This is a genomic window from Nocardia sp. CA-151230, from assembly GCF_050942175.1.
Lineage (GTDB): Bacteria > Actinomycetota > Actinomycetes > Mycobacteriales > Mycobacteriaceae > Nocardia.
Genome location: NZ_CP192061.1, coordinates 6,630,792 through 6,643,180 on the forward strand (window position 1 = coordinate 6,630,792; position 12,389 = coordinate 6,643,180).

The window sequence follows — 12,389 nt, forward strand, 5'->3', positions numbered from 1 at the left end:
CGCGCCGGTCAGGGGACGGGGGTCATGCCGACGGTGGGGATGAAGAAGCAGGTGGAGGCGCCGTTGCGGACGGTGCCGAAGACGGCGGCGAGGACGGTGCCGGAGCCGGTGGTGACGGGGACCGCACGGACGCCGCCGACCGGGAGGGCGGCGGTGAAGTAGTCGCGGACGGCCTGTTCGACCATGGGGCGGAGTTCGGCGGGGACCTGGGACGGGATCATGGCGTTGAGGACCTGGCTCAGGGGGCCCATGGTGACGAGGCCGCCGCGACCGGTGGACAGGTTGAACCAGGCGACCTGCATGCCGGAGGTGTCGGCGCCGTCGGGGCTGATGCCGTAGGGGACGAAGGCGAACATGGTCTGGCCCGCCTTGACGGCCGAAAGGTCAAGGCCGGGAATGGAAACCGCGTACTTGGGCCACGGACCGGGGATGGCGCCCGCCACGCCGGGGGCGATGCCGAGGGTGGTGCCGCCGAGGCAGAAGGGAGCGGCGGTCGGGTAGAGGAAGGGCTGGATGCCCAGGGCCTTCAGGCCCTCGACGGCTTGATCGTAGGCGGAAAGCCAGTCGGATGGGCCGGCGGTATCGGACCTGGCCGATGGATCGGACCCGGCGGTCTTGCCCGCGGCGGTGATGGCTGCCAGGGCGGCGGCCGCCTCCTGGGTCACGGCCGCCGCGGGCGAATCGGCGGGGGCCGCGCCGGCCGGGCCGGCCAGGGTTGCCGGACCGGCGGCAGTCAGGACGGCGCAGGCACCGACAGCGCCTGCGACACGGATGAGGCTGTGGAACACGGACATGGGTAGCTCCCCTCGAGGTCACGAGTCGAGGCGACGCTACTCCGCTGACCAGCGCATACCAGGGATTTGATCCGGCATGCCGGGTGGTGGATCAGGCGTTCGCCGGAGTCGCCGACATGGTGTAGCCCAGGTTCGCCAGAACTTCGCTAGTCGCCTTGGCGAAATTCAGGGTGATGAAATGCAGGCAGGGCGCGCCCTCGGCGATGAGGCGCTGGGCCATCTCCGTGGCGATCTCGATGCCGACCTCACGGACCGCGGCGCGATTCTCCTCCGGCCCGTCGCCCGCAGCCTTCCGCAGCCGCTCCATCACCGCGGCCGGCAGCGGACGGCCCGACAGCTCCTCCGCGCGCTGCACGGTGCGCAGCGAGGTGACCGGCATGAGCTCGGGAATGATCGGCTTGGCGCCCTCGACCGGATCGCAGGCGATGGCCCGATCCCGCAGGCGCAGATAGTGCTCCACGTCGAAGAACATCTGGGTGATCGAATACTCCGCGCCCGCACGGAGTTTCGACACCAGGAAGTGGGTGTCCTGGTCGAGGTCGGTGGAGCGCGGGTGGCCCTGCGGGAACGAGGCCACACCGACGTGGAAGTCGCCCAGGTCGCGGACGATGCGCACGAGTTCGTCGGCGTACTCGACGCCCTCGGGGTGCTTGATCCACTCCCCCAGCACGTCGCCGGGCGGATCGCCGCGCAGCACCAGCAGATTCCGGATGCCGGCGTCGGCGTACGCGCCGACGATCGACCGCAGCTCGGCGACCGAGTGATCCACCGCGGTGAGGTGCGCGACGGTCAGCAGCGTGGTCTCGCGCGCCAGCTGGCCGGTGACCCGGATGGTGCGGTCGCGGGTCGAGCCGCCCGCTCCGTAGGTCATCGACACGAAGGCCGGATGCAGCCGCTCGAACTCGCGCGCGGCCCGCCACAGGCGCGCCTCACCGGCGGCGTCGCGCGGCGGATTGAACTCGACCGAGAACGGGATCGACCCGTCCGGGCGCGGGCCCAGCTGTTGAACTATGGAGCGAGTTCCGGACACTCGAGGCGTGCGGGAAACTCGGCCTGGGGTCGAATATCCCCGTACATTGTCGAAACTCACGCGGACATTTTACGGGCCCGTACCGGGTGCCGGACCCCGACCTGCGCTTATCCCAGCAGGTGAGACCGATTCGGACCCGACCGATTCCCGTCGGCGACCCGGTGGTCGGTAGAGTCGGACACAACCCCGCTGGCTGCGCACGCGCCGCGCCGCGGCTCTCACCAAGGAGGCCCCCCTGTCCGCCGGACCCGGTACCCCGACCCGCCACCCGGTCGGCGCGGGATCTCTCGTCGCCGCCGTGGAGGACCGTCTCGCCGCCTTCTTCCGCACCCGGGAACCGATCGTCGCGCCGCTGGGACCGGTGTTCGTGGACGCGGCGGCGGCCCTGGAGGACTTCGTCATTCGCGGGGGCAAGCGGACCCGGCCCTCCTTCGCGTGGACCGGCTGGCTGGGCGCGGGCCGCAGCGCCGACGATCCGGACGCCGACGCCGTGCTCACCGCGTGCTCCGCGCTGGAGCTGGTGCAGGCGTGTGCGCTCATCCACGACGACATCATCGATTCCTCCCGCACCCGGCGTGGCTTCCCGACCGTGCACGTGGATTACGAACAGCGGCACCGGGATCAGCGCTGGGCGGGTGACAGCGACCACTACGGCGTGAGCGTCGCCATCCTCATCGGCGATCTGGCTCTGGCCTGGGCCGACGATATGACCCGCGACGCCGGTCTGCCCGCCGACGCCGCCGCGCGTTTCGCCCCGGTGTGGGCGGCCATGCGCACCGAGGTGCTGGGCGGGCAGCTGCTCGACATCCACGGTGAGTCCGCCGGCGACGAGACCGTCGAGGCCGCGCTGCGGATCAACCGGTACAAGACCGCCGCATACACCATCGAGCGCCCGCTGCACATGGGCGCGGCGCTGGCCGGGGCCTCCCCCGAACTGATCGCCGCCTACCGCGAATTCGGCACCGATATCGGCATCGCCTTCCAGCTGCGCGACGACCTGCTCGGCGTCTTCGGCGATCCGGTCGTCACCGGCAAGCCCTCCGGCGACGACCTGCGCGAGGGCAAGCGCACCGTCCTCATCGCCGAGGCCCTGCAGCGCGCCGACGCCGTCGCCCCGGCCGCCGCGGACCTCATCCGCTCCAGCCTCGGCACCGACGTCACCCCCGAGCGGGTCGCCGAATTGCGTACGGTCCTCACCGAACTCGGCGCGGTCGACGCCGTGGAGCAGCGGATCGGCTCGCTCACCGACCAGGCGCTCACCGCCCTGGACGCCAGCACCGCCACCCCGGACGCCAAACGGCAGCTGCGCGCCATGGCCCTGGCCGCCACCGCGCGCGCCTACTGACCGGCCGGGCGCGAGGGTGCGGGGCATGAGAACTGTTGCGGGACCGGCCGATCGGGTCGTGGTGATCGGTGCGGGACTGTCCGGGCTGGCCGCCGCGCTGTACCTGGCGGCGGCCGGACGGCAGGTGACCATCCTGGAACGCGACGATCGCCCGGGCGGGCGGGTCGGCGCGTATCGCGGACCGGACTACGAGATCGACTCCGGGGCAACGATTCTCACCCTGCCCGAGCTCATCGACGAGACGCTGGCCGTGGTCGGGCACACCCGCGAGTCGGTCGGCCTGCGGATTCTCGATCTGGCCCCGGCGTATCGGGCGCGGTTCGCGGACGGCTCCGAGATCGGCGTCTACTCCGACGAGGAGCAGATGGCGGCCGAGGTCGCGCAGGTGCGCGGGCCGGGCACGGCGCGCCGCTACCGGCGGCTGCGCGGCTGGCTGAAAGACGTGTACGAGGCCGAGTTCCGGCAGTTCATGGACACAAACTTCGATTCCCCGCTGGACATGGTGCGGATTCCGGAGAAGCGGGTGGCGCTGTCGAAACTGGTGCGGCTCGGCGCGTTCGGGCGGCTCGGGCCCAAGGTCCGGCGACTCGTGCGGGACCCGGAGGTGGCGCGGCTGTTCAGCTTCCAGGCCCTGTTCGCGGGGATGGCGCCGAACCGGGCGCTGGGTGTGTACGGCGCGATCCCCTACATGGACACCTGCCTGGGCGTCACCTACCCCGAGGGCGGGATGCGGGCCATCGCCGACGCGCTCGGCCGCGCGTTCACCGCGGCGGGCGGGACGCTCGAACTGAACGCCGAGGTGATCGGGATCGACTACACGGGCAGGCGGGCCACCGCCGTGCGCACCGCCGACGGACGCGTCTTCGACTGTGACGCCGTCGTGGTGACCGCCGACCTCGGGTCGCTGCCGCGCTTCGGGCTGCGGCGCCGGATCGGGCTGCGGGCCTCGCCGTCGGCGGTGGTGGCGCACGGCACGATTCCCGCCGCCGTCGCCCAGAGTTGGCCCGTGCAGGCACATCACACCATCGACTTCGGTCGGGAGTGGGACCGGACCTTCCACGAGATCGCCGCCCGGCGCGGCCGCGGGCGGCTGATGAGCGATCCGTCGCTGCTGCTCACCAGGCCCGCGCTCACCGATCCGACCCTCTACATCGAGCGCGCCGAACAGCACATCGACCGGGACGGGCACCTGCGCGACACCGTCCGCTACGAGCCGCTCTCGCTGCTGGCCCCGTGCCCGAATCTCGAGGCCGCGCCACTGGCCTGGGAGCAACTCGGCCCCCACTACCTGCGCGAACTACTCGCCATCCTGGAAGAGCGCGGCTATCAAGGCATTTCGCGATACTTCCGGGTCGACCACCTCGATACCCCGCGCACCTGGCGGGACAAGGGCATGATCGCGGGCACCCCGTTCTCGGCCGCGCACCTGTTCCGGCAGACCGGACCCTTCCGCACCCGGAACCTGGTGCGGGGCCGCGCGAATGTGGTTCTCGCAGGCTCGGGCACCGTGCCTGGTGTCGGCGTGCCGACCGTGCTGTTGTCCGGGAAACTGGCAGCGGCGCGCCTGACGGGTGATCCACGACATGCCGGTACCGGATCCGCCGACTCCGGGGCTGTGGCCCCCGCGCCCACACACTAGACTGACCGCGTCCTGAATCAACGCGGCCGCCGCCGCCTACCTTTCCGGGGGGAACGACCGCCTATGCCGACCCCCCCTATGGACGCCGCCACCCCGGACGCCGCGAGCATCACGCGCCTGGCACCGGCCGAACCGGCCGTTCCGAGCGCCCCCGCCATCGACGGCACCGCCACGCAGCGCTGGCTGCGCCACGCCTCCGACTTCACCCGCAGCCCCGAGGGACACGCGGCCACGCTCGGATTCTTCGGCGCCCTGCTGATCACCTTCGGCGGGTTCGGCGCGGGCAGTGTGCGGCGCAGCGACCCCCTGCTGGAGGTCATGCACCTGTCGTGGCTGCGGTTCGGGCACGGGCTGGTGCTGTCGTCGGTGTTCGTATGGCTCGGCGTCGTCGCCATGATCACCGCGTGGGTCCGGCTGGGGCGCATCGTGATCGGCAAGCAGCCGGGCGCCACCGTGTCGCTCAACGAGCTGCGCGCGATCGTCGGCATCTGGATCTTCCCGCTGCTGTTCTCGGTCCCCCTGTTCAGCCGCGACGCCTACTCGTATCTGGCCCAGGGCGCGATGCTCCGCGACCACATCAACCCGTACGTGTTCGGTCCGTCGGAGTTGAAGGCGAATGCCGCTGCGGTACTGGACAATGTGAGCCCCGTCTGGCTCAACACGACCGCGCCGTACGGTCCGGTCTTCCTGCTGATCGGGCGGGCCATCACCACCATCACCGGTGACAACGTGGTGGCGGGCACCATCGCGCTGCGGCTGGTGATGCTGCCGGGCCTGGTGCTGATGGTGTGGGCGATCCCGCATCTGACCAAGCACCTGGGCGGCAAGCCGACCATCGCGCTGTGGCTGGCGGTGCTGAACCCGCTGGTGCTGATCCACCTGATCGGCGGCGTGCACAACGAGATGCTGATGGTGGGCCTGATGGCCGCGGGCATCGCGCTGGTGCTCGAGCATCATCACGTGGCGGGCATCGTGGTGGTCGCGATCGGCGTGGCGGTGAAGGCGACCGCCGGTGTGGCACTGCCGTTCCTGGTGTGGATCTGGATGATTCACGAACGCGAGCGACGCGCGGCGCAGGACGAGGGCGATCTACCGCATCCGATCCGGACCTTCGCCAAGATCACCGCGCTCGGGGTGGCCATCTTCGCGGCCGTGTTCGCGCTGGCCACCTGGGCCACCGGACTGCGGGACCACCAGATCGGCTGGCTCACCGCGCTGTCCGGGTCCAAGAAGATCATCAACTGGCTGTCGCTGCCGACCATCATGGCGCACGTGGTCACCTGGGTGACCCCGCTGCCGTTGGAGTCGGTGCTGCCGTGGACTCGCACCCTGTGCGCGGTCGCGATGGTGGCCGGCCTGGTGTGGGCCTGGTGGCGGTTCAAGAACAGTGAGCGGGAGGCCGTGCTCGGCATTCTCGTCGCGTTCGTGGCCATCGTGATCCTCTCGCCCGCAGCACTGCCCTGGTACTACTCGTGGCCGCTGGCGCTGGCCGCCGGATTCGCGCTGTCCACCCGGACCCTGCAGGTGCTGGTGGGGTTGTGCGCCTGGCTCATGCTGGTTTTCCAGCCGGACGGTTCGCCCGTGACCAATTCCGTGCACGGCACGCTGGCCATCCTCGCGGCTGTGGTGGCGGCGCTCTCGCTGCGCACGGTGGATCCGCTGAAGCTGCGGGCGGCACGCCCGCAGACCGATCAGCTCGGCGTCACGCCCGCGCCCGGCCCGGCGTGAACCAGCCCGCCGTGCCCGACCAGACCGTGCTGCCGGATCAGTCCGGGCGACTCGACCGCGCCTACCGCGACTGCCGCCGGATCGCGGCCGCCCACGGGCGCACCTACTTCCTGGCCACCCGGCTGCTGGAACCGGAGCGAAGACCGGCCGTGCACGCGCTGTACGCCTTCGCCCGGATGGTCGACGACATCGTCGACGCGAGCGACGCGCCCAGTCGCGCAGCGGAATCCGCGGCGCGGCTGGATCGGATCGAACACGAGCTGCGGGCCCGACTGGTGGACGCGCCCATCGACGCGGGCGACGGGCCCGAGGACCCGGCACTGCTCGCGGTGCCCGACACCATCCGCCGGTATTCGATTGCCGCCGAACACTTCTGGGTGTTCCTGGACTCCATGCGCATGGACATCCCGGGCGGGCCGCAGTATCGCGACCGCTACCCCACCATGGCCGACCTGCGCGACTACATGCGCGGCTCGGCGGCCGCCATCGGACTGCAACTGCTGCCGGTGCTGGGGACGGTCGTCCCGGTGGCCGATGCCGAACCCGCGGCGGCGGCGCTGGGAGAAGCCTTCCAGCTCACCAACTTCCTGCGCGACATCGGCGAGGACCTCGATCGCGGACGGGTGTATCTGCCCGCCGACGAACTGGCGGCCTTCGGCGTGGACGCCGAACTGCTGCACCACTGCCGGGAATCCGGCCACACGGACCCGCGGGTGCGCCGCGCGCTCGCCCACCTGATCGCCATCAACCGCGGCGTCTACCGCCGCGCCACCCCCGGCATCGAACTGCTCAGCCCCCGCGTACGCCCGGCCATCCGCACCGCGGCCACGCTCTACGGCAGCATCCTCGACGAGATCGAACGCGCCGACTACGCCGTCTTCACCCGCCGCGCGGTGGTTCCCCAGCACCGCCGCCTACGCGTCGCGGCACGGGAACACATATCCGCCTCTCCGCGCCTGCTTCCGGTCTTCGGGGAGTCCCTCCGATAAGCGACCGGGCGGTCGTGCAACGGGTCGACTCTCTCGGATGTCCCCGACGAGTTACTCGTACGGCACCGAATCAGTTGGCGCCTCGGGCATCAGGCCGCGCGCGGTGCCCCAGCACCGCGCGCGGGGTGGCGTGCTGTCAGAAGGGATCCGCTGCGGCGCGCCGGATCACTTCACGGGCCAACGGGCCGTGGATGGCGTCGATGGGACGGCCGGGGAGGCTGTCGTCCTCGGTGTAGATCCACTCGAGGATTTCCTCGTCGGTGTACTTGCCGTCGCGCATCACCGTGATCAGACCGGTCAGATGCTTGGCGACGGCGCCCGTGGAGTCGAAGAACTCCTTCGGGATGCCGGCCACGCCGTCCCGGCGGACGGCGAGGATCTGGTGGTCGCGCAGCATCTGGTGAACCCGCGTGACCACCATGCCCAACTGGTCGGCCACGTCGGGCAGCGGGATCAGGGTCACCGAATCCGGCAGGACGTCTTCGCTGCATGGAAAGGCACTCACGCCGACCACGGTAGTCTCTCGCGTCGCGACCGTCGCATCACACCCCGACGCGACTACCATCGGGTGAGCCGCACCGGGCGGACTCGGGAATATCGGAAGGGTTGCAGTTTGATCGGCCAGATGCTGGAAGGGCGCTACCGCATCGACGCGCCGATCGCGCGTGGCGGCATGTCCATGGTGTTCCGGGGAGTGGACACCAGATTGGATCGACCGGTCGCCATCAAGGTGATGGACCCGAAGTTCGCCGCCGACCCACAATTCCTCACCCGCTTCGAGCTCGAGGCGCGGGCCGTGGCCAAACTCAAGCACCCGTCGCTGGTCGCGGTCTACGACCAGGGCGTGGACGGCGACCATCCGTTCCTCATCATGGAACTGGTCGAGGGCGGCACGCTGCGCGAACTGCTCCGCGAACGCGGGCCCATGCCCCCGCACGCGGTGCGCGCCGTCGCCGAGCCCGTGCTCTACGCCATCGGCGTGGCCCACGCGGCCGGGCTGGTGCACCGCGACATCAAGCCGGAGAACGTGCTCATCTCCGACTCCGGCGAGGTGAAGATCGCCGACTTCGGACTGGTGCGCGCCGTCGCCGAGGCCAAGATCACCTCCGACAGCGTGATCCTGGGCACCGCCGCCTACCTCTCGCCCGAGCAGGTCACCAGCGGCACCGCCGACGCCCGCAGCGACGTCTACTCCGCCGGCGTCCTGATCTTCGAAATGCTCACCGGCCGAACACCGTTCACCGGCGACAATTCGCTGTCCATCGCGCTGCAGCGGGTCGAGAAGGACGTGCCCAGCCCGGGCCGCCTGATCAGCGGCGTCCCGCCGGAAATCGACGAGCTGGTCGCGCACGCCACCGCGCGCGAACCCATGCACCGCTACACCGACGCCACCGAGATGGCGAACGACCTGCGCCGCATCGCCCGCGAACTGCAGCTGCCCGAATACCGGGTGCCCGCACCCACCGAATCGGCCGAGCATCTCAGCGCCAAGTACCGGATCGGGCCCACCCCCGCGCCGCGCGGACCGGTCTCACCGCCGTCCCGGCCCCTTCCGGGCGCGGCCGATCTCACCACCCGGCTACCCGCGGACCCGCCGACCGTCCACATGCAACCGCAGGCGCAGCAGACCCGGGTGATGACCGCCGCGCGCGAAATCCCGCCGGACTACCAGCAGCAGCCCGAGTACGGGTCGCCGGGCAGCCGTGGCTACGGCTCGGACCTGATCGAGGATCGCGACAAGTCGCGGCGCAAGGTCGTCATCTGGTTGAGCATCGTGCTCGCGCTGGCGGTGCTGCTGGGCCTCGGTGGCTGGTGGCTCGGCGTCGGCAGATATTCGTCGGTGCCGTCGATCGCCGGCATGGACACCCAGAAGGCCGTCACCACACTGCAGGACGCGGGCTTCAAGACCGAGACCCGGCAGAAGGCCTCGGACATGATTCCGGTGGGCAATGTGGTCGGCACCGATCCGCCCGCCGGAACCCGGGTCACCAAGGGAGCATTGGTCGCGGTGCTCGTCTCCAGCGGCAAGCCGAAGGTCCCCGACATCCAGCCCGGACAGGACGTCACCTCGGTCGACAAGGCCATCAGAGACGCCGGACTGACGCCGGTGGATGCCGGTGAGATGGGCAGTACCGCGCCGAAGGGCACGGTCGCCAAGGTGGATCCGGCACCCGGCACCGTACTCCCGGCCAATGCCCAGGTGAAGGTCTACCGCAGCAAGGGTTCACAGCCGGTCAAGGTCCCGGATGTGCGCGGCAAGACCGAGGACGAGGCCCGGACGGCCCTGCAGAAGGCCGGGCTCACCGTCAGCTCCACCCGCGACCAGTACGACAACAAGATCAAGTCCGGGCAGGTGATCGGCACCGATCCCGCCGTGGGCACCAGCACCGAATCCGGCAGTGGCGTGGTCCTCATCGTCAACAGCGCGATCGACATGCCGAACCTGCTGGGCGCCAATGTCTCCACCGCCCGCAGCAAGCTGCAGGCCCTCGGCCTCTCGGTCACCGTCCGGCAGCTGGCCAACAACGACAGCTCGATCGTCATCTCGCAGAGCACCGCCCCCGGCGACACCGTCCAGCCCGGCTCCACAATCACCCTGGTCGCGATTCCGTAGCCGCCTCCCCGGGACTTCAGCGGGCGGCCGATAGCCGTTGACCGTCGCGCACCCGTGCCGGCGGTCGCGTTCCGAACCGATTCTGGGCGTACCCGACGAGTTACCCCCGCCGACACGAAATCAGTTGTCGCCTTGGGCGACGAGACACGAACAGCTGAGAGCCCGGGCCGCGCGGGCGGTCCGGGCTCTCAGCGCTCTATGAGCCTATTAGCGCAGCATCTCCGCGACCAGGAAGGCCAGCTCCAGCGACTGCTGGGTGTTCAGGCGCGGGTCGCAGGCGGTCTCGTAGCGCTCCTCGAGGTTGAGGTCCGAGATGTCCTGCGCACCACCGAGGCACTCGGTGACGTTTTCGCCGGTGAGTTCGATGTGCAGGCCGCCCGGGTGGGTGCCCAGCGCGTGGTGCACCTCGAAGAAGCCCTGGACCTCGTCGACGATGCGGTCGAAGTGCCGGGTCTTGTAGCCGGTCGAGGACTCGTGGGTGTTGCCGTGCATGGGGTCGCACTGCCAGATCACCTGGTGGCCGGTGGCCTGCACCTTCTCGATGATCGGGGGCAGCACGTCGCGGACCTTCTGATTGCCCATCCGCGCGACCAGGGTCAGGCGACCGGGCTCGTTGTTGGGGTCCAGGCGTTCGACGTACTCCACGGCCTGATCGGGCGTGGTGGTCGGGCCGATCTTGAGGCCGATCGGGTTGGCCACCAGTTCCGCGAAGGCGACATGCGCGCCGTCGAGCTGACGGGTGCGCTCACCGATCCACAGGAAGTGCGCCGACAGGTCGTAGAGCACCGGCTCACCCGAGACCGGGTGCTCGCTCAGGCGCAGCATGGCCCGCTCGTAGTCGAGCACCAGCGCCTCGTGGCTGGCGTACAGCCGGGCGCTGGACAGGTTGGGATCGTTGACGCGGCACGCCTTCATGAAGGCCAGCGCGCGATCGATCTCGGTGGCCATCTGCTCGTAGCGGGCGCCGGCCGGGGACTGGCTCACGAACTCGCGGTTCCAGTCGTGCACCTTGTGCAGGTCGGCCATGCCGGCGGAGGTGAGCGCCCGCACCAGGTTCATGGCCGCCGAGGCGTTGGCGTAGGCGCGGACCAGTCGCGACGGATCGTGCTCGCGCAGCGCCGCATCCGCGACCAGCGAGTTCACCATGTCGCCGCGGTAGGACCGCAGGCCCAGCGAATCGATGTCGGCCGAGCGGGGTTTGGCGTACTGACCCGCGATGCGGGCCACCTTCACCACCGGCAGGCTGGCGCCGTAGGTGAGCACCACGGCCATCTGCAGCAGGGTGCGGATATTGCCGCGGATGTGCGGCTCGGTGTTGTCGGCGAAGGTCTCCGCGCAATCCCCGCCCTGCATGAGGAACGCCTCGCCGCGGGCCACCTCGGCCAGGCGCAGGCGTAGCTCCTCGACCTCGGCGGGCACGCAGATGGGCGGCACGCTCTCCAGCACGGTGCGCATCTTGGCGGCCTGCTCGGGATCCCAGGACGGCTGCTGTAGAGCCGGGCGGGCCAGCGCGTCGTCGAGACGCCGACGGAGCTCGGCGGGCAGCGGAGGAAGTTCCGGCAAGCGATCGATCGGTACGTCGACGGTCCAGTTCACCAGTTCAGAATACGGATTGCTCTCGATGAACCGGACCACCCCCAGGGCTCGAGTTCCTCACACCGGGTCGCCGCCTACGCTGGGACCGGATGATCTGCCCATCCGACCCGGACCTGAGCTGAGGAGAGACCCATCTCACTGCGGTACTTTTACGATTCGGAATTCATCGAGGACGGGACCGTCATCGACCTCGTCTCCATCGCGGTGGTATGCGAGGACGGACGCGAGTTCTACGCGGTCTCCACCGAATTCGATCCCGAGAAGGCCGGGCCGTTCGTCCGCCGCAATGTCCTGCCCAAGCTACCGCCGCCGTCCTCGCCGCTGTGGCGTTCGCGCGAGCGCATCCGCGACGACCTCTACAAGTTCCTGGTCCCCCGCCCCGGCGTGGAACCCGAACTGTGGGCCTGGGTCGGCGCTTACGACCACGTGGCGCTGTGCCAGCTGTGGGGCTCCATGGTCGACCTCCCCAACGCGCTGCCCCGCTATACCAATGAGCTGCGCCAGCATTGGGAGCAGCACGGGCGGCCGCCACTGCCGCCGGTCCCGAAGGACGCGCACGACGCGCTCGCCGACGCCCGCCACAACCTCGCCAAATTCGAGGCCATCGAAACGGCCCGGCGCCTGCGCGCGGTCTGAGGCCGGCATGCGAAAGGC

10 protein-coding genes are annotated in these 12,389 nt (G+C 70.2%); 6 read left to right on the top strand and 4 right to left on the bottom strand.

What is annotated here, in order from left to right:
* Positions 1–8: 8 nt before the first annotated feature.
* Together ACQP1O_RS31265 and ACQP1O_RS31270 are read right to left on the bottom strand one after the other, a co-directional pair.
* A complete protein-coding gene (locus ACQP1O_RS31265; RefSeq protein ID WP_433561984.1) occupies positions 9–794 on the bottom strand; it encodes a hypothetical protein in 786 nt (261 codons plus the stop codon).
* Positions 795–885: 91 nt separating this feature from the next.
* Entirely contained in the window at positions 886–1,884 is a 999-nt protein-coding gene (locus ACQP1O_RS31270; protein ID WP_433561985.1) for a methylenetetrahydrofolate reductase, read from the bottom strand.
* A 175-nt stretch (positions 1,885–2,059) separates the two neighbouring features.
* Between ACQP1O_RS31270 and ACQP1O_RS31275 the strand changes: the two genes are divergently transcribed.
* The 4 genes from ACQP1O_RS31275 to ACQP1O_RS31290 all read left to right on the top strand — a co-directional run bounded on the left by ACQP1O_RS31275 (position 2,060) and on the right by ACQP1O_RS31290 (position 7,525).
* Positions 2,060–3,169 (top strand): polyprenyl synthetase family protein, encoded by a 1,110-nt coding sequence (locus ACQP1O_RS31275; RefSeq protein ID WP_433567858.1) that lies wholly within the window; start codon positions 2,060–2,062, stop codon positions 3,167–3,169.
* Positions 3,170–3,194: 25 nt separating this feature from the next.
* Complete coding sequence (gene crtI, locus ACQP1O_RS31280) at positions 3,195–4,808, top strand: phytoene desaturase family protein (RefSeq protein WP_433561986.1); 1,614 nt, start codon at positions 3,195–3,197, stop codon at positions 4,806–4,808.
* 63 nt (positions 4,809–4,871) lie between these two features.
* Positions 4,872–6,536 (top strand): alpha-(1->6)-mannopyranosyltransferase A, encoded by a 1,665-nt coding sequence (locus ACQP1O_RS31285; protein WP_433561987.1) that lies wholly within the window; start codon positions 4,872–4,874, stop codon positions 6,534–6,536.
* A gap of 11 nt (positions 6,537–6,547) precedes the next feature.
* Positions 6,548–7,525 carry a phytoene/squalene synthase family protein gene (locus ACQP1O_RS31290; protein ID WP_433561988.1) on the top strand — a complete coding sequence of 326 codons (978 nt, stop codon included), beginning with the start codon at positions 6,548–6,550 and terminating at the stop codon, positions 7,523–7,525.
* Positions 7,526–7,661: 136 nt separating this feature from the next.
* On the opposite strand, the gene ACQP1O_RS31295 is transcribed toward ACQP1O_RS31290, so the two are convergent.
* Entirely contained in the window at positions 7,662–8,030 is a 369-nt protein-coding gene (locus ACQP1O_RS31295; RefSeq protein WP_357005419.1) for an Rv2175c family DNA-binding protein, read from the bottom strand.
* Positions 8,031–8,138: 108 nt separating this feature from the next.
* Here ACQP1O_RS31295 and ACQP1O_RS31300 point away from each other — a divergent pair, with 108 nt between their 5' ends.
* The gene (locus ACQP1O_RS31300; protein ID WP_433561989.1) at positions 8,139–10,139 is read left to right on the top strand and encodes a PASTA domain-containing protein; all 2,001 of its coding nucleotides are present in this window, start codon (positions 8,139–8,141) and stop codon (positions 10,137–10,139) included.
* Positions 10,140–10,346: 207 nt separating this feature from the next.
* Here the strand turns inward: ACQP1O_RS31300 and ACQP1O_RS31305 are convergent, their stop codons facing one another.
* A complete protein-coding gene (locus tag ACQP1O_RS31305; RefSeq protein ID WP_354843080.1) occupies positions 10,347–11,735 on the bottom strand; it encodes a class II 3-deoxy-7-phosphoheptulonate synthase in 1,389 nt (462 codons plus the stop codon).
* 138 nt (positions 11,736–11,873) lie between these two features.
* On the opposite strand from ACQP1O_RS31305, the gene ACQP1O_RS31310 reads away from it, so the two are divergent.
* A complete protein-coding gene (locus ACQP1O_RS31310) occupies positions 11,874–12,371 on the top strand; it encodes a polyadenylate-specific 3'-exoribonuclease AS (protein WP_433567859.1) in 498 nt (165 codons plus the stop codon).
* The last annotated feature ends 18 nt before the right edge of the window (positions 12,372–12,389 follow it).

Coding starts and splice junctions, on each gene's coding strand:
- ACQP1O_RS31285 (WP_433561987.1), top strand. CDS start 4,872: ATGCCGACCCCCCCTATGGACGCCGCCACCCCGGACGCCGCGAGCATC.
- ACQP1O_RS31265 (WP_433561984.1), bottom strand. CDS start 794: ATGTCCGTGTTCCACAGCCTCATCCGTGTCGCAGGCGCTGTCGGTGCC.
- crtI (WP_433561986.1), top strand. CDS start 3,195: ATGAGAACTGTTGCGGGACCGGCCGATCGGGTCGTGGTGATCGGTGCG.